The sequence below is a fragment of the Aurantimonas sp. NFXS3 genome, assembly GCF_049132005.1.
In the GTDB taxonomy this organism is placed as follows: domain Bacteria; phylum Pseudomonadota; class Alphaproteobacteria; order Rhizobiales; family Rhizobiaceae; genus Aurantimonas; species Aurantimonas coralicida.
The window spans coordinates 797,469-815,023 of sequence record NZ_JAGDDZ010000002.1 but is presented as its reverse complement, the minus strand read 5'-3'; the positions used below and the strand labels follow the sequence as shown (position 1 = coordinate 815,023).

Here is a 17,555-nt window from a genome sequence, read left to right as displayed (position 1 = left end):
GGCCCCGGGCCTTCTAAGCCACCGTCGCCCCCGGCCTCAGCTCGACCGGTTCGCCACGAACCGCGCCGCCTCGATCAGCACCGCTCCATTGTCGCCAAAGGGCGCAAGTTCCGCTTCCGCCTCGGCCACCAGCCGGTCGAGACGCTTGCGGGTCCAGTCGATCCCGTTGAGAGCGGGCAGCGTCTTCTTGCCCCGCTCGCGGTCCTTGCCAGCGGCCTTCCCCAGCACTGCGGCATCCGCCGTCTCGTCGAGGAGATCGTCGGCGAGTTGAAAGGCGAGGCCGACGATCTCGCCGAAGCGGCGCAGGCGGGCGCGTTCGGCCGCACCGGCATCGGCGACGATGGCCCCCGCCTCGCAGGCGAAGGCGATCAGCGCGCCGGTCTTCATCGCCTGCATCCGGGCGATCTCGTCCTCGGACAGGACGGCGTTCTCGGCGGCAAGATCCAGCACCTGCCCGCCGACCATGCCTGCGGCACCGGCATCGCGCGCCAGCAGCGCGACGAGCGCGACGCGGGCCTCCGGCGACAGGGACGCCTCGCCCGCCACGAGACCGAAGGCCAGGGTCAGGAGGCCGTCGCCCGCCAGGATCGCCGTCGCCTCGTCATAGGCCCGGTGGACGGTGGGCTTGCCGCGCCTCAGATCGTCGTCGTCCATCGACGGCAGATCGTCATGGACCAGCGAATAGCAGTGGATGCATTCCAGCGCCGTCGCCGTGCCGATCGCAGTCTGCGGGTCGGCGCCGAACAGGCGCGCGCTCTCGATCACCAGGAAGGGCCGCAGCCGCTTGCCCCCGCCGAGCGCGCCATGGCGCATGGCCGCCAGCAGACGCGTTGGCGCGCCCGCGACTGAACCGTCCGTACCGGCAAGGCAGTCCGCGAGCCGCGCTTCGGTCAGGTCGGCGGCTTCCGACAGCCGGGCTTGAAACGGGGTCTGGCTCATGGCGGCGTCGCTCTCCTGTCAGTGCGCGTCCGGCTTTGCCGAAGCCGCGGCCCGGGTCAAGGCGGCTGTGCGGCAGGTCCGCCATCGAGACCCCACGGCGATCGACACGGCGCAGCGTTGCGGCCATGCGGCGTCACCGGTAAGACCGGCGGATGAACGCGCGTTCCCGCCCCTGCCCTTCGAACAACAGCCAGCCGGCCTCCGCCGGCCGTGCAGGCATCGCACGATGATCCGGCGTATCGCGGCGATCGCCGCTCTCGTGATTCTCGTGCTGGTGGCGATTCCCCTCGTCCTGACGCCGCTCTATGCCCTGCGCGCCGTGCATCCGGTCTCGACGCTGATGCTGGCCGACCACTTCGGCTTCCGTTCGATGCAGCGCGAATGGGTCGATATCGACGCCATCGCCCCGGTGATGGTCTATTCGGTGGTGATGTCGGAGGACGGCCAGTTCTGCCGGCATGACGGCATCGACTGGGGCGAAATGCGCGCCGTGGTCGAGGAAGCGCTGGCCGGCGAGGAAACCCGCGGCGCATCGACGATTCCCATGCAGACGGTGAAGAATCTCTTCCTGTGGGGCGGCCGCTCCTATGTGCGTAAGGCGATCGAGGCGCCGCTCGCCCTGTATCTGGACCTCGTCCTGTCGAAGCGGCGGATCATGGAGATCTATCTCAACGTCGTGGAGTGGGACCGCGGCGTCTACGGCATCGAGGCGGCTGCGCAGCACTATTTCGGCCGGTCCGCGGCCAGGCTCACCGCTCGCCAGGCCGCGCTTCTGGCGGTCACACTGCCCAATCCGATCGAACGCAATCCGGCCAATCCCGGGCGCGGGCTCAACCGCCTCGCCGACCGGGTGCAGCGCATGGCGAAAAGCTCGGGCGACTATGTCGGCTGCGTGAAGCCGGCATGAGGACGGCGACGGAATCGTCGCCGCCCCCTTCCCAACCAGCCGGGTCTTTGCTATGGGCAGCCTCGAATTCCCGTCATGGCGAAGTTCTGCGGCGATCTGCATGGGATCGCGGGCGACGCCGACGTGAATGCGCGGAGCTCCGAGAGCCGGCGCAGAACGAGATCAGACAGACGTCGATGATGCCGCATTGCGGCATCCCCCGACAGCCCGAACGGAGCAAGACATGGCCGTACCCAAACGCAAAACGTCCCCGTCGAAGCGCGGCATGCGCCGTTCGGCGGACGCCCTCAAGGCACCGACCTACATCGAAGACAAGGATTCGGGCGAGCTGCGCCGTCCGCATCACGTCGACCTGAAGACCGGCATGTATCGCGGTCGCCAGATCCTGACGGTCAAGGAAAAGGCGTAAGCCCTTTCCCGGCTGCTTCGGCGGCCGGATCGATCAGCATGAAAAAGGGCCGGTCCGGCAGGACTGGCCCTTTTCGCGTTGTCTGCACTGCTGTCGCCACGCCGTAGCGCCCGCGGCCCGGTCCTCCCCCGGGCAGCGGACAGCGCCGGTCGTGATCAGTCGGCCTTCTTGGTGTCGGTCTTGCGGGCATCCAGCGCCTCGATGCGCTTCTGCATCTCCACCAGCTGCTCGCGCATCGCCTTCAGATCGTCGTCGGCCGGCCGCTCGTTGCGGCGCGGCGCGGCCGCTTCGCTGTCACGCGAAGCCGGATCGGCCGCATTGCCCATGGCTCCTGCGGCAAACGGATTGAACACGGTCATGGCCTGCCGGAACATCTCGGTGTTGCGGCGAACCTGCTCCTCCATCAGCTTGATCGGCGTCTGCGCCATCGCGCTCGGCAGCTTGTCGCGGAAGCCTTCCTGTTCGCGCGAGAACGCGCTCATCGACTGTTCCAGATAGGCCGGAATGACCATCTGCATCTGGTCGCCGTAGAATCGGATGAGCTGGCGCAGGAAGGCGATCGGCATCAGGTTCTGGCCGCCCTTGTTCTCCTGCTCGAAGATGATCTGGGTCAGCACCGAATGGGTGATGTCCTCGCCGGTCTTGGCGTCCTGAACCTCGAATTCCTCGTTCTTCTTGACCATCGCCGCCAGGTTTTCCAGCGTCACATACGTGCTGGTACCGGTGTTGTAGAGCCGGCGATTGGCGTATTTCTTGATGACCGTCACATCCGAATTCTTGGCCATTCCTCACCCCCTAGCCCGCTGTTCCGGCGTCAACGTCGTCGGTTTGTGCGACTGCTTCGTTGCGCCGCATAAATGATAGGCACAAAACCCGGCGGTACTCAAACCATTCCCCGTGGCCGGCCGGGGGCGCCTACCGCATTGCAGCGCCCGCCGGCGCGGGGCGCAACGCCGGGGATCGCGTTGACAGTCGCAAAGCGGCTCTGCGACAACCGATGGGAACCCGGTCGCGGCACCCTATCTGTCGGCGCACGGAATTCCTCGGATCGCGGGCAGCCCGCAGGGAGACACAGGTCATGAGCAACGGACAATCGGTCGTCATCGTCGGCGCGGCGCGCACCCCGGTCGGCTCCTTCAACGGCGCCTTCGCCAACGTGCCGGCCCATGAGCTGGGCGCCGCGGCCATCCGCGAGGCGCTGGCCCGCGCCAAGGTCGACGCCGGCGATGTCGACGAGGTCATCATGGGCCAGATCCTGACCGCCGCCGAGGGCCAGAACCCGGCCCGCCAGGCGGCCATGGCGGCCGGCTGCCCGAAGGAGACCACCGCCTGGGCGCTGAACCAGCTCTGCGGCTCGGGCCTGCGCACCGTCGCCATCGGCATGCAGCAGATCGCCCTCGGCGACGCCAGCATCATCGTCGCCGGCGGCCAGGAATCCATGTCCATGGCCCCGCATGCCGCGCATCTGCGCCAGGGCCAGAAGATGGGCGACCTGAAGATGGTCGACACCATGCTGAAGGACGGCCTGATCGACGCCTTCAACGGCTACCACATGGGCAACACGGCCGAGAACGTCTCGCGCCAGTGGCAGATCACCCGCGAGATGCAGGACGAGTTCGCCGTCGCCTCGCAGAACAAGGCCGAGGCCGCCCAGAAGGCGGGTCGCTTCAAGGACGAGATCGTCCCCTTCACCGTGAAGGGCCGCAAGGGCGACACGGTGGTCGAGGAGGACGAATACATCAAGCACGGCACGACGCTGGAGAAGGTGCAGAAGCTGCGCCCGGCCTTCGACAAGGAAGGCTCGGTCACGGCGGCCAACGCCTCGGGCATCAATGACGGCGCCGGCGCCACGGTGCTGATGAGCGAGGCCGAGGCCGAGCGGCGTGGCCTGACGCCGCTGGTGCGCATCGCCTCCTGGGCGACCGCCGGCGTCGATCCGTCGATCATGGGCACCGGCCCGATCCCGGCGTCGCGCAAGGCCCTCGAAAAGGCCGGCTGGAGCGTCGAGGATCTCGATCTCGTCGAGGCCAACGAGGCCTTCGCCGCCCAGGCCTGCGCGGTGAACAAGGACCTCGGCTGGAACCCGGACATCGTCAACGTCAATGGCGGCGCCATTGCCATCGGCCACCCGATCGGCGCATCCGGCACCCGCGTTCTCAACACGCTGATCCACGAGATGATCCGGCGCGACGCCAAGAAGGGTCTCGCCACCCTGTGCATCGGCGGCGGCATGGGCGTCGCCATGTGCTTCGAGCGCCCGTAACGGCGCCGTCGTAAACGGCGCAGCGGCATGACGGACCTGAACTTCGAACAGCTCGTGTTCTCGGGCGGCGGAACACGCTGCTTCTGGCACGGCGGTTTCCTGGAGACGGTCCGCCGGCCGCTGGCCCTGACGCCGGCACGCATCGCCGGCGTCTCCGGCGGCGCGCTGTCGGCGAGCTGCTTCATCGCCGGTCGTGACGAAACCCTGCTGGAGGTGATGGGCGCGACCTTCGACCGCCGGTCGCAGAACATCGCCACAAGCTGGAACGAGGTGCAGGCCGACGGGCTGACGCCGCACCAGCGCATGTACCGGGAGATCGTCGCTGAGACGCTCGACCGGCAGGCCATCGCGGCGATTGCCGACGGCCCGTCCTTTCAGGTGTTGCTGGCCCATCCGCCGACCCGGCGTCTGCCGAAATGGTCGACCTTCCCGCTGATGGCGGCCTATCTCCTCGATCTCGCCGTCCGCTCGACCCCGAAGGTCGTGCTGCCGACGGCGCTGGGCACCGACCAGATCCTCGTCGACGCAAGGCAGGCGGCCCGCGACGGGCGCCTGATCGACCTGGTCTGCAGTGCCGCCGTGATCCCGCCGGTGTTCAACATCGAGGGCTGGAACGGCCGCCCGGTCATCGACGGCGGGATGACGTCGAAGGCGCCTATGCCCGATCCGAACGAAGGCCGGACGCTCATCCTGCTCACCCGCCGGTTCCGTCACCTGCCGCAATCGGAGAGTTGCCTCTATGTCGAGCCGTCCGAAGCGGTGCCGGCCGACAAGATCGATTTCACCAATCGCAGGAAGATCGAGGACACCTGGCGACAGGGCGCCAGCGACGGCAAGGCCTTTCTGCTTCGGCACGGGCTGGGAACCGACGCGCCGGCCTTCGCACATGACAAGACACACGGAACGCGCGACGCTCACGCGTCGGGATAATCCAAACGGGAGGAAGACATGGGAAGAGTTGCAATCGTCACCGGCGGCACGCGGGGTATCGGCGCGGCCATCTCCAAGGCGCTGAAGGAGGCCGGCTACACGGTGGCGGCGACCTATGCCGGCAATGACGAGAAGGCCAACGCCTTCAAGGACGCCACCGGCATCGCCGTCTACAAATGGGACGTCTCTTCCTACGAGGCATGCGCGGAAGGCATCGCCAAGGTCGAGGCCGAGCACGGCCCGGTGGAAATCCTGGTCAACAATGCCGGCATCACCCGGGACGCCATGTTCCACAAGATGACGCCCGAGCAATGGCAGGAGGTCATCGGCACCAATCTCAACGGCCTGTTCAACATGACGCGGCCGGTCTGGGAGGGCATGCGGTCGCGCAATTTCGGCCGGATCATCAACATCTCGTCGATCAACGGCCAGAAGGGCCAAGCCGGCCAGGCGAACTATTCCGCCGCCAAGGCCGGCGACATCGGCTTCTCCAAGGCGCTGGCCCAGGAAGGCGCCAAGAAGGGCATCACCGTCAACACGATCTGCCCCGGCTACATCAACACCGAGATGATGGCGACGATCTCCGACGACGTGATGCAGAAGCACATCCTGCCGCAGATTCCGGTCGGCCGTCTCGGCGAGGCCGAAGAGATCGCCCGCTGCGTGGTGTTCCTCGCCTCGGACGATGCCGGCTTCGTCACCGGCTCGACGCTCTCGGCGAATGGCGGCCAGTACCTGCACTGACGCGCCCCGTCGGCTTTTGACAGCACAGACAACGGCGCCCATCCGGCGCCGTTGTCGTATTCGCCGCACCCGCGGCTGACCGCTTCCCTGATAGTCACGGAACCAAACAACCTCGTTGCCGGTTTGGGGTCCGCGCACGCGCTGGAGTTGTTTCCGGCCGCGCTATTTTCGGGTGAGGAGTCGAGCCGTGATCAGCAGGAAATCCCTTTACGCAGTGGTGGCCGTCGCGGCGATGACCGCGGCCACGCCGGTGCTGTCCCAGAGCGTCCAGATCGGTCGCGACGGAATCCGTATCGTCCCCCAGGAACAGATGCGCGATCACGACCGGCGCGACCACGATCGCCGCGACCGGCGCGAGGAAGCCCGCCGCGACGTGTCCGAGCGCGATGCGGTCCGCATCGCCAAGCGCCAGGGCATGCGGCAGGTGCATGTCGTCACGAGCAGCCGCGGCGCCTACCGCGTCGAGGGCTCCGACCGGCGCAAGCGCCAGATGCGGGTCGAGATCGACCGTCGCAGTGGCGAGGTCCTGTCGGTCCGCTGACCTGACGGGAGTACTCGCGTCGCGCGGCAGGTGACTGGCCGTGCGGCCCGCGCCCATCGATGATGGACCCGAACGACGAAGGCCCTGGTGGAGCGTATCCGCCGGGGCCTTCGTCGTGTCGCGTATCGCAGGTGGTTACAGGATGCCGCCGGAACTGCCGAGGATCGCCAGGGCCGGCGACGTCGCCGTGCTCGTCGACTGGGCTTCCTGCAGGGCGAGATAGCGGCTGATGAACCGCTCCAGCCCCTTCGGGTCCTTCAGCGTTTCCAGATCCAGTTTCTTCTCGATGGTCCGCTTCTGCAGATCGAGATTGCTCTGGCTCGATTCGGCCGGCAGTCCCACCGCGGTCTGCACCACGGTCAGCAGCGCCGGATCGGCAAGGATCTCGTAGATCGACGTCAGTTCTGGCGCCAGCCGACGGAAATAGAGGGCCAGGCGCACCGACTCGTTGTCGGCGCCGGCCTCTTCTTCCATGGTCTGGCGCAGGTAGAAATCCTGCGTCGACAGGAAGTCGCTGGCGCTCTGGATCTCGTGGACGCCGCGCTCGATACCGCCATCCGGCGTGAAGGCGTAGGCGGCCGCGAACTCGATCAGACGGCGATCGCCCGACTTGTTGACGAAGCTCTCGGGATCGGACGGATCGCTGGTCAGGATCGAGACGAGATCCTTCTGCGACAGGCGATCGGCCTCCAGCCCATAGGCCTTCAGCGCGAAGTCCACGACGGTCTTGTTGCTGACGAAGTCGTTGACGGAGACGATCGACAGGAGCGCCTTTTTGTAGGCCGTGGTGGCCTCGGTGATCGCCTTGCTTTCGGCCGTGGTCGGCGCGTCGCCGAAGGATTCCGCGTAGCGCGTCGCGGTGTCGATCTGGTTGGCTTCGGTCTGGGCAATCCGCTGGGCCGCGATCTTGCCACTGTCGTCGAAGTTGAACGCCGCGGCGAGCTTCACGTAGCGATCGTCATTCAACGAATTGGCATAGGACGACGGGTCGGAGGGGTCGCTGCGCAGCACCCGCATGATGCTGCTGCGGCTCTCCGTGGCCGGATCGAGGCCGAAGGCCTTCAGGGCGTAGTCGTAGACCGCCGAGCTCGAGACGAACTGGCGCACGGTCGACATGCCGCTCACCGCCACGCGGAACAGGCTGGTGGCGATCTTGTCGTTGCCGGCGGTGGCGGTGCGGTAATTGGCGAAATAGCCGTCGACCGTCGCCTCGCGCGCCGCGTCGCTCTGGGCGTCTTGCCCGACAGCGAGATTGCCCTGGGTGTCGAAATTGAACCGCTCATTGAGAAGCTTGTACTTCTCCTTGCGGGCGAGCGAGGCCGGCGTGTCCTCCGGCATCTGGTTCAGGTCGCTGTTCGGGTCGTCCGGATCGCTGGTGATCAGCGTCCACGCATAGGACGGCATCTCTGAATCGCTGAGGCCTACCGAACTGAGCGCCATGCCGAACAGGCGGGGATCGTTGACCAGTTCGTCCGCAGTACGGATCTTGGCGATCTCGGATTCGTAGTAGCTGACCTGATAGGCCGCCGCCTGCTCGCTGGTGGCGAGACCCTTCTTGGCGAAATATTCGAAGACCGTGTTGTTGGCCTCCTTCTCGCTCTGCAGGCCGCCGGCGGGGATCGAGCCGTCCGGCTCGAAGGCCAGCATGGCGGCAAGATCGGCATAGCGGTTGTCGCCATTGGCGGCCGGGCCGTCAGCGGCGTTGCCGGTCAGGACATCGCGGATGAAAGAGCGCGACGCGATCGACGGGTCGATGCCGACCGAGGCCAGCGAGACGTTGAAGAGGTGCGTGCTGTTCAGGAACTCGTCGACATTGGAGATGACGCCGATGCCGTCCATGTAGGCCTTGGCGGCCGTCGCATGCACCTGGCCGGCGCGGGTGCGGTAGTCCGAATAGGCCTCGACGACGAGATCGGTCTGCCCGACCGTCTGGGCCACCAGAACCGGCGGCTCGGCGGTGCTGATGAAGCTGAAGGCCTTGGCGAAGGTCCGGTAGCGCTCGTCCGACAGCTTGTTGGCAAGGCTCGTGGAATCGCTGAGATCGCTTTCCAGCACCTTCTTGATCAGCGCCATCGAACCGATCTGCTCTTCCAGCCCATGCGCCTTCATGGCGTAGGAATAGAGCCGGTAATCCGCCATGAACTCGTCGATCGTCGAGACCGAATGGATGTTCGTCCGGTAGTATTCCGCCTCGCGCTTGACCACGGGGTCGGCCGCGATGCGGTCGAGCGTGCGGGTCATGTCGCGGGTGTAGAGCTGGTACGAGAGCGTATTGGAGAGCATGCCGGCGTTTCCTGGCCGTGCGGACCGCACGTGACACTACGGCCGCGGAAGGCGGCACATGGGCGGCAGCTTACCGGGCAAATCCTTAACCGGGACTGGATACGCCCCCGAAAAAGCGATTCGCCGCGCCTTTTGCTCAATCGACCGTCAGCATCCGGCCCTGCGCGTCCGAGCGGATGGCGAGGTCGAGCAGTGTCTGCACCTGCGCCGCGTGGCGGAAATCCGGCTGGCCGTTCACCCCCGACAGGAGCGCCAGCACGAAGCGGTCTGCGTTGCGCGGCGTCGGCGGGCAGTCGAGCACCTTCCAGGTCTGCGTCTCGATATCCGGCCCGAGACAGGCGGACAGCGTCGAGTCGGTCGTGTTGGACCAGATCTTCAGGGCGCCCTTTTCGCCGTGAATGGTCAGGTCGAGATCGTTCTCCCTGCCGGTCGCCGAGCGGCTCATATGGACGACGCCCAGCGCCCCGTCGTCGAATTCCACCGTCATCGCGCAGGAATCGTTGGCGTCGAGGCCGTAGTCGCCGATCGCACCGCCCTCGGCCTTGTCGAAGGTCTTCAGCCGCGCCCCCAGCGCGGCGATGTCGAGACCGGTGCCGAAGGTGACGAAGTCGAGGATGTGGATGCCGATATCGCCGAGGACGCCGCCCGAGCCATGGGCCGTCGACAGCCGCCACAGCCATCGCTCGTCGGTCCGCCAGTCGCCCCAGTGGCGCGCCGTCAGCCAGCTTTGCAGATAGCTCGCGGCAACGTGCCGGATGTCGCCGATCTCGCCCGCCTCGATCATCCGCCGCGCCATCTGGATGGCATGGGCGTTGCGGTAGGTCAGGTTGACCATGTTGATCACGCCGGCCGCTTCCGCCGCCGCGACCATCTCGAAGGCGTCGGCCGCATGGACCGCCAGCGGCTTCTCGCAGAACACCGCCTTGCCGTGTTCGAGGACCTGCAACGTCGTCGGCTTGTGGATTTGGTCCGGCGTCGCGTTGACCACGGCCTCGAAACCACCCCAGGCCAGCGCGGCGTCGAGATTGTCGAACGCATGCGGGATGCCGTGCAGGGCGGCGAAGGCCCGGGCCCGTTCGGCATTGGTGTCACAGGCCGCGACGACCGTGCAGCCGGGGATCGAGCCGAAATGCTCGGCATGGCGATGGGCGATGCTGCCGGTGCCGAGGATCAGGATGCGCTTCGCACCCGCCGCGGCCCCAGACTGCGAGGTCGCCCCGCCGGTCATCGAAAGCCCGCCTCGCCATCCTTGTGGAGCGAGGCGCCGCGTTGCTCGATCGGCTCGGGTGCCTTGTCGACCGGCACGTTCGGCGCATTCGACACGTCGGACCAGGCCGGAACCGGGTTGTACGCCCAGTGCACCGCGTTGCGCAGCACGGTCTGCACGGCCGGCTCGTGATAGATCGGATAGGTCTCGTGGCCGGGGCTGAAATAGAAGATGTTGCCCGCCCCGCGCCGGTAGGTCAGGCCGGAGCGGAACACCTCGCCGCCCTCGAACCAGGAGATGAACACCGTCTCCAGCGGCTCGGGCACCAGGAACGGTTCGCCATACATCTCCGCCTGGGGCAGCTCGATCGACGGTCCGAGCCCCTGCGCGATCGGATGCGAGCGATTGATCGCCCACAGCCGTTCGCGCTCGCCCGCCTCGCGCCAGCGCAGCGAGCAGGGCGTGCCCATCAGCCGCTTGAAGATCTTCGAGAAGTGCCCCGAATGCAGGACGATCAGGCCCATGCCCTGATGCACCCGCTCGGCGACGCGGTCGACCGTCTCGTCGCTGACTTGGCCATGCGCCTTGTGCCCCCACCAGAGGAGCACGTCCGTTTTGTCGAGCCGTTCCTGCGGCAGGCCGTGCTCGGGCGCGTCCATCGTTGCCGTCGAGACGTCGATCTCCGGGTCCTGCCGCAAGGCGGCGGCGATCGTCTCGTGGATGCCGTCCGGATAGATCGCACGGACCTCGGCTTCTTCGCGCTCGTGGACGAACTCGTTCCAGACGACGGTGCGGATTGCCATGACGGTCTCCGATAGGCGCAACTGCAGGGTGCCTTGCCTGCATCCAGGGCGAAGGTTCCCATCGCCCCGGATGCAAGCCGATCAGATGGCCTCGAGCAGCGCGAAGGGAAGCTGAGCCAGCACCGTCGCCAGGGAGAGGTCGGCGGGCAGTTCATGCTCCTGCCCGGTGACCACGTCGCGATAGGTGCGTCCGGCGAGCCCCTCCGGCAGGCGGATCGACGTCTCCTGCCAGCGCTCGGCCGGCACGTCGATCGCCTCGCGCCCGTCGAGCAGGGTCAGGCAGAGCCGCGGCGCGATGGTGATCGCGGCGTGTCCGGCCTCGTCGGTGCGGGCAAAGGCGACGACATGCGCCGCCATCGTGCCCTCGACGGCCAGCGGCACATAGGCCCCCGAGGTGAACAGCGCCGGCGCACGCTGGCGCATCGCCAGTCCGCGCGCGACGATCATCGCCTTCAGATGGCCGCTGCGCCAGTCGGCCAGCGCGTCCGCCGGATCGCCCGCTTCGGCCAGCGCGGCGGAGATCGACGCGAAGTCGACGGTCCGCCGGTTGTCCGGATCGACCAGGGAGAAATCGTAGAACTCGGTGCCCTGGTAGATGTCGGGCACGCCGGGCGCTGCCATCTTGATCGCCGTCTGGGACAGCGAGTTCAGCGCACCGGCAGCCACGAAGGGCTGCGCCGCTGCCCAGAAACCGGAAAGGAAATCGCCGGTCTTCTTCGGGTCGAGCAGCGCATGGACGAAGTCCTGCACGCCGGCTTCGTAGGCTTCAGCCGGCGAGGTCCAGCTGGTCCAGCGCTTGGCCTCGCGCACCGCCTTCTCGGCATAGGCGGCCAGGCGTTCGGCGATCGCGGCGCAGGCTTCGGTGTCGGCCGGGTCGAAATCGGTCGGCAGGACGCCGAGCAGCGACTGGTAGAGACCCCATTCCGTCGCCGGCTCGGGGGCTTCCCTCTGGCCGCCGTCGATGGAATGGCGGAACGGCGCGAGCTGCTCGGCATATCCGCGAACCAGCGACTGCCAGTGCTCCGGCGCTTCCGAGAGGGTATAGAGCCGCGCCCGGGCGTCCTCGCCGCGCTTGGTGTCGTGGGTCGAGGTCGCCAGCATGCCTTCCGGCTGATCCTCGACCCGGATCTGCATTGCCTCGTGGAAGAGATCGACATCGGCGCCGTAATGATCCGGCTCGCCGCCCACCTCGTTCAGCGCGATCAGCCGGTTGTAGCGGTAGAAGACCGTGTCCTCGACGGCCTTGGCCATCACCGCGCCGGTGGTCTGCTGCAGGCGGCGGGTGAAGTCGAGGGCGCCGGCGACGTCGGCGCCGTCCTCGAAATCGAGCTTCAGGAGCCGGCCGATGAACTGGATCGGCTCGTCCGCCTCGACCTCGCGACCAGTCATGGCCAGATCGACGGCGTCGTCGATGATCGCGATATCGCGGCGCGGCACGCCGTCGACCGAGACATAGGTGCGATAGACCGGCAGCGCCGTCGCCACCTCGACGATGGCGCGGGCCATGGTGTCGGCGCCCAGATCGCGGGTCGCAAGGCCGCGCCCCGCCACCGACAGGGCCAGGCCCGTCAGATAGGACAGTTCACCGGCCAGGTTGCGCTGGAAGATCGCCCGCTTCTGCCGGGTGATCATGGCCCGCAGGTCTTCCTCCTCGCCGAGGAAGTCGTGATAGGCGTCGGTCATCGGCGCCTCGCGGGCGGCGTCGACGTAAAGCCCCGACAGGGCGGTGATGAATTCGTAGCCGGTCGTGCCGGCGATCTCCCAGGACGTCCGCAGGCGCTCGTCGCCGGTCAGGATCTTCTCGACATGGATCGAGGGCGAGCGGCGGACCGAATGAAACGCCTGGCGCAGATCCTCCAGATAGCCCTTCGGATCGGCGAGGCCGTCGACATGGTCGATGCGGATACCGTCGAGCCGCCGTTCGCGCGCCAGCCGCATGATCATCTGGTGGGATTCGCGGAAGACCCGGCGCGATTCCTGGCGCACGCCGATCAGGTCGGCGATCTCGAAGAACCGCCGATAGGTCAGCTTCTCGCGGGCCGTACGCCACCAGGCGAGCCGCCAGGCCTGCGCCTCGTGCAGATCGTGCAGCGCAGCCTCATCGCCCCGGATCGTCGCCAACGCCTTGTCCAGCGCCGAGCGGAAGGCCGGATCGGCCAGATGCTCGTGGAACCGCTCGGTCATCTCGTCGGCCTCGGTCGGCGTCGAAACCGCGAAGCGGCGGATCAGCCGGTCCTTGTCCGGATGATCCATCAGGCCGAAGATGTGGCCATAGGTGCGCGGATCGATCGGCAGGCCGTAGCCGGAGGCGTCGAAGCGCAGGCTCGACGTCGGCTCGTCGAAGACGACGGACAGGTCGCCGTCGGCCAGGGCCTCGCCATAGGGCTTGGCCAGCACCGGCACGAGGATCTTCTCGGCTTCCCAGGAGATGTCGAAGGTGCCGGCATAGCGGCTTTCGCGGCCCCAGCGCAGCACGTCCTCCCACCAGTGGTTGGTTGGCGAGACGCCCATGTGGTTCGGCACGAAGTCGAGGATCAGGCCGAGATCGGCCTTCACCAGCGCGTCGCTCATCTTGGTGAAGCCGGCGACTCCGCCCAGATCCTCCTCGAAGGAATTGTAGTCGGTGACGTCGTAGCCATGGGTGGAGCCCGGCGAGGCGGCGAAGATCGGCGAGGCGTAGAGATGGCTGGCGCCCAGCTTGCCGACATAGGCGGCGAGATCTGCGGCGACCGCGAAATCGGTGCCCTCGCGAAACTGCAGGCGATAGGTGGCGACGAGTTGGCGGCTCATTATGCGTTCGGCCTTTCTTCGCGCATGGCTCTGGCCATGGCCCGGAAGCGTTCGTGGTCGATCAGCCCCTCGAGGGGCACGTCGGATCGGATGCGCCAATTGGGATACTGGTCGGTGGTGCCGGGCAGGTTCGGCTGGCGCTCCTGCCCCACCATGTCCTCGAGCTGCACGGTCAGGAGCAGCGACGGCGTGCGCGCGACATAGCGATGGACGGCGACGGCGATCTCCGCCGGCAGCGCCTCGGGCAGATCGGCACCGCCCGCAAGGGTCAGCGCCTCCATGTCCTTCGGCAGCAGCTTCGCCTTGGCGAGCGCCGCCAGCAATGCCACGCGATCATGGCGGCGCGCGGCGAGATCGCGCTCGGTCGCGGCCTCGTCCTGGGTGCCGGCCTCGGCGCGCAGCTGCACGTCGGCGCCGGTCCACCAACCGGCGAGCGTCGCCAGATCGTGGGTGGAGACGCAGGCCAGTGCCAGTTCGGGATAGTCCTGGGGCTCCACGAAACGGTCGTCCTGCCGCTCGAAATAGAGCACGCGGTAGGACAGGATGTTGGCGTCCTCCATCGTGCCGCGAAAGCCTTCCGGAACCGTGCCCAGATCCTCGCCGATGACCAGGCATTCATTGGCCTCGGACGCTTCGGCCACGGCGTCGACCATGGCGCCGAGCGGATAGCGGACATAGCCGCCGCCCGAGGAGCCGGCATCCTGCGGGATCCACCACAGCCGCGCCAGACCCATGGCGTGATCGATGCGAACGGCGCCGGCATGGCGGGTCAGCGCCTCGAAGGAGGCGCGCAGCGGCCGGTAGTCGCGCTCGGCCAGCACCTTGGGCGACAGCGGCGCGAGGCCCCAGTCCTGGCCCTGGCTGTTGAACATGTCCGGCGGCGAACCGACCCGGGCCGCATTGACCGTCAGCGACGGATCGCTCCAGGTCTCGGCGCCGTCTGGCGCAACGCCGACGGCGAGATCGAGATAGAGACCGATCGTCATGCCGGCGGACCGGGCCGTCGCCTGTGCCGCCGCCAGCTGCGCTTCGGCGGTGAACTGCAGCCACGCATGGAAGGTCAGCCGGTCGGCATGGGCGGCGGCGAATTCAGCAACCGCCGGGCTCGTGCGGTCCTGCAGTTCCTGCGGCCAGTTGTGCCAGCCCGCATGGCCGCCATCGGCCACCTGCGCTTCCGAGATCGCCTCGAACAGGGCGAAACCCGCCAGCGCCTCGCCGCCGGCCGCCCGGAACCGGGCGAAGGCTTCGGAGGCCTCGATGTCGGCGCGGTTCGCTGCAAAGACCCGCTCCAGCGCCTGCCGCTTCACCCGGCCGACGGCCGGATAATCGACGAGGTCGCCGTCGAGCGCATCGAACAATTCCGGGCTTTCCCGGCGCAATGCGGCCACCACCCCGTCGCCGCCGTCGAGGCGATCGATGGCGATGTAGAGCGGATTGAGGAAACTGCGGGTCGAGGGCGAATAGGGGCTGAAGCGGCCGGCATCGGCCATGAACAGGGCATGCAGCGGATTGACGCCGACGAAGGAGGCGCCCTCGCGTGCCGCGGTCACCGCCAGATCGGAGAGATCGGTGAAGTCGCCAAGGCCGAGATTGCGCGCCGAGCGCAGGCCGTAGAGCTGGCAGGCAACGCCCCAGCGACGCTGCCCCTTCACCGTTGCCGGCAGCGCGCAGGCGCGTTCGGGGGTGTGATGGGCTTCGGCAAAGCTGCCCTTCGCGCCGGTGTCCGGATCGACGCCGAGCGCCCCCAGCAGGCTGTGCACCGCCGCATCGGAAATGCGGACCGGCTCGCCCATCTCGGACGTGTATTCGACCTGGATGCCGTGGCTTTCCGCGAGGTCCTGCAGGGCGCGGCTCAAGAGACCGGCCCCGCGATCAGGTTCTGGTTTTCGAGGCGGAACACCACGGAGGTACCCGGCAGAATGCCGCTCTTCAGCTGCTCGTCGGCGCCCTTCGGATAGGCGTGCACCAGCGTCCCGCAGGTCAGATCGCTCTTGGCGACCGTGTCGGGGATCGGCCACGGCTCGTCGTCGAGATTGGCGAAGAGGTGCAGCACCGTCCCGCCGGCCAGTTCCCAGGCCACGACGAAGGCCTTGGACGCGTCCGACGCGAACCACGTACCGCCATTACCGCCAATGCCCTTCAAAAGCGGGACGATCGCGGACTGGCGCTTGGCCAGCAATTGCCGCGTCAGCTCCAGCCGGCGCCGATAGGTCGGGCGCTCGGGCATGGTCCAATCGACCCGCGAATTGTGGAAGGTGCTTTCCTCGTTCGGATCGGGGATCAGCTGCCGCGCTTCCTCGTCCTGGAACGCCCCGAACTTGGCGAATTCGTTGCGCCGGCCCTCGCGCACCGCGGTGCCGAGTTCGCCGTCGAAATCGGTGAAGAAGCTGAACGGATGGGTGTCGCCGAACTCCTCGCCCATGAACATCAGCGGGATCTGCGGCGACAGAAGCAGGATGGTCTGCAGGCATTCGACCGCGCGGCGCGAGCCGAGATCCGTCAGCCGGTCGCCGAAGGCGCGATTGCCGATCTGGTCGTGGTTCTGGACGAAATTGACAAAGGCCGTCGGTGGCAGATGCGCCGAATTCTCGCCCACCTCGTGGCCGCGATGCTCGGAATACTCGCCCTGGAAGACGAAGCCGGTGGCCAGGCACTTGGCCATCTGCTCGACGCTGTGGCCGACATAGTCGGCGTAGTAATTGTCGTATTCATGGGTCGCGATGACATGGGCGCAATGATGGAAATCGTCGTTCCATTCGCCCGAGACCAGCGCCGGCTGCCCGGCCTCGTCGCGGGCGACATGCCAGGTGATGTTGCGGTCGTCCTCTGTGGTCAGATGCACGTGGCGATCGGGAAAGGCCGCCCGGACCCGCGCGGCCAGTTCCTTCACCAGCGGGGTGTCGGTGGTGTCCTTGATTGAGTCGATCGCGTCGAGGCGCAGGCCGTCGATCCGGTATTCCTCGAGCCAGTAGAGCGCATTGTCGATCATGAACTCGCGCACCGGCGCTTCGTCATAGGCGATCGCCGCGCCCCAGGGGGTGTGGATCTCCTCGTGGAAGAACTCCGGCGCATAGGAGCCGATGTAGTTCCCGTCGGGTCCGAAATGGTTGTAGACGACGTCGAGGAAGACCATCAGGCCGCGCTCATGCGCCGCGTCGACCAGCCGCTTGAGACCGTCGACGCCGCCATAGACCTCGTGCGGGCAGTAGAGCAGCACGCCGTCATAGCCCCAGCCGCGGCGGCCGCCGAACTGGGCGACGGGCATCAGCTCGACCGCGGTGATCCCGAGGTCCCGCAGATAGTCGAGCCGCTCGATCATCGCCTCGAAGGTGCCGGCCTCGGTGAAGGTGCCGGTGTGGAGTTCGTAGAAGACCACCTCTTCCCAGGGCCGGCCGGCCCAGTCGGCAGTCTTCCAGGCATAGGATCGTGGATCGACCAGTTTCGACAGGCCGTGCACGTCGCCCATCTGGGCGCGCGCCGCGGGGTCGGGAACGACTATGCCGTCATCGACGCGGAAACCGTAGCCGCCACCGACGGCAACCTGATCGGTCGTGACCCGCCACCAGCCGGCGGCGTCCTTCTCCATTGCAAGGAAGTCGTTCTCACCGCCTTGGCGTCCAATGACGAGATCGACATGTCCGGCGCCGGGCGCCCAGAGCCGGAAGACGGTCCCGTCATCCCCGTGCCGTGTGCCCCAGGACGTGTCGAAGGAGAAACGATTGCCGCCTGTCATATGCCT

At 67.2% G+C, this 17,555-nt stretch carries 14 protein-coding genes; 6 read left to right on the top strand and 8 right to left on the bottom strand.

Annotated elements, in window-relative coordinates:
- Positions 1-36: 36 nt before the first annotated feature.
- Positions 37-939, bottom strand: coding sequence for a polyprenyl synthetase family protein (locus tag J3367_RS09000; RefSeq protein ID WP_024349800.1), 903 nt, complete (start codon positions 937-939; stop codon positions 37-39).
- 226 nt (positions 940-1,165) lie between these two features.
- On the opposite strand from J3367_RS09000, the gene mtgA reads away from it, so the two are divergent.
- Entirely contained in the window at positions 1,166-1,846 is a 681-nt protein-coding gene (gene mtgA, locus J3367_RS08995; RefSeq protein ID WP_024349799.1) for a monofunctional biosynthetic peptidoglycan transglycosylase, read from the top strand.
- Positions 1,847-2,069: 223 nt separating this feature from the next.
- The gene (rpmF, locus tag J3367_RS08990) at positions 2,070-2,255 is read left to right on the top strand and encodes a 50S ribosomal protein L32 (protein ID WP_024349798.1); all 186 of its coding nucleotides are present in this window, start codon (positions 2,070-2,072) and stop codon (positions 2,253-2,255) included.
- Positions 2,256-2,410: 155 nt separating this feature from the next.
- Here the strand turns inward: rpmF and phaR are convergent, their stop codons facing one another.
- Positions 2,411-3,040: a polyhydroxyalkanoate synthesis repressor PhaR gene (gene phaR, locus J3367_RS08985; protein ID WP_024349797.1), complete on the bottom strand. Its 630-nt coding sequence runs from the start codon at positions 3,038-3,040 to the stop codon at positions 2,411-2,413.
- 293 nt (positions 3,041-3,333) lie between these two features.
- Here phaR and J3367_RS08980 point away from each other — a divergent pair, with 293 nt between their 5' ends.
- The 4 genes from J3367_RS08980 (at position 3,334) to J3367_RS08965 (ending at position 6,733) form a co-directional block, all read left to right on the top strand.
- Entirely contained in the window at positions 3,334-4,518 is a 1,185-nt protein-coding gene (locus J3367_RS08980; protein WP_024349796.1) for an acetyl-CoA C-acetyltransferase, read from the top strand.
- Positions 4,519-4,545: 27 nt separating this feature from the next.
- Positions 4,546-5,448 carry a patatin-like phospholipase family protein gene (locus J3367_RS08975; protein WP_024349795.1) on the top strand — a complete coding sequence of 301 codons (903 nt, stop codon included), beginning with the start codon at positions 4,546-4,548 and terminating at the stop codon, positions 5,446-5,448.
- Between the two features lie 18 nt (positions 5,449-5,466).
- Positions 5,467-6,192 carry an acetoacetyl-CoA reductase gene (gene phbB / locus J3367_RS08970; protein ID WP_024349794.1) on the top strand — a complete coding sequence of 242 codons (726 nt, stop codon included), beginning with the start codon at positions 5,467-5,469 and terminating at the stop codon, positions 6,190-6,192.
- Between the two features lie 187 nt (positions 6,193-6,379).
- Entirely contained in the window at positions 6,380-6,733 is a 354-nt protein-coding gene (locus J3367_RS08965; RefSeq protein WP_228239353.1) for a PepSY domain-containing protein, read from the top strand.
- 135 nt (positions 6,734-6,868) lie between these two features.
- On the opposite strand, the gene J3367_RS08960 is transcribed toward J3367_RS08965, so the two are convergent.
- The 6 genes from J3367_RS08960 to treZ all read right to left on the bottom strand — a co-directional run bounded on the left by J3367_RS08960 (position 6,869) and on the right by treZ (position 17,549).
- The gene (locus J3367_RS08960; RefSeq protein WP_024349792.1) at positions 6,869-9,016 is read right to left on the bottom strand and encodes a DUF1217 domain-containing protein; all 2,148 of its coding nucleotides are present in this window, start codon (positions 9,014-9,016) and stop codon (positions 6,869-6,871) included.
- Between the two features lie 136 nt (positions 9,017-9,152).
- On the bottom strand, positions 9,153-10,244 hold the full coding sequence (locus J3367_RS08955; RefSeq protein ID WP_024349791.1) for a Gfo/Idh/MocA family protein: 1,092 nt from the start codon (positions 10,242-10,244) through the stop codon (positions 9,153-9,155).
- Positions 10,241-11,026 (bottom strand): ThuA domain-containing protein, encoded by a 786-nt coding sequence (locus J3367_RS08950; protein ID WP_024349790.1) that lies wholly within the window; start codon positions 11,024-11,026, stop codon positions 10,241-10,243. Before J3367_RS08950 ends, J3367_RS08955 begins: the two co-directional genes overlap by 4 nt.
- 81 nt (positions 11,027-11,107) lie before the next feature.
- Positions 11,108-13,816, bottom strand: coding sequence for a malto-oligosyltrehalose synthase (gene treY / locus J3367_RS08945; protein ID WP_024349789.1), 2,709 nt, complete (start codon positions 13,814-13,816; stop codon positions 11,108-11,110).
- Complete coding sequence (malQ, locus tag J3367_RS08940; protein WP_024349788.1) at positions 13,816-15,672, bottom strand: 4-alpha-glucanotransferase; 1,857 nt, start codon at positions 15,670-15,672, stop codon at positions 13,816-13,818. Before malQ ends, treY begins: the two co-directional genes overlap by 1 nt.
- A complete protein-coding gene (gene treZ / locus J3367_RS08935; protein WP_024349787.1) occupies positions 15,669-17,549 on the bottom strand; it encodes a malto-oligosyltrehalose trehalohydrolase in 1,881 nt (626 codons plus the stop codon). The genes malQ and treZ overlap by 4 nt, the downstream gene beginning before the upstream one ends.
- Positions 17,550-17,555: the final 6 nt, after the last annotated feature.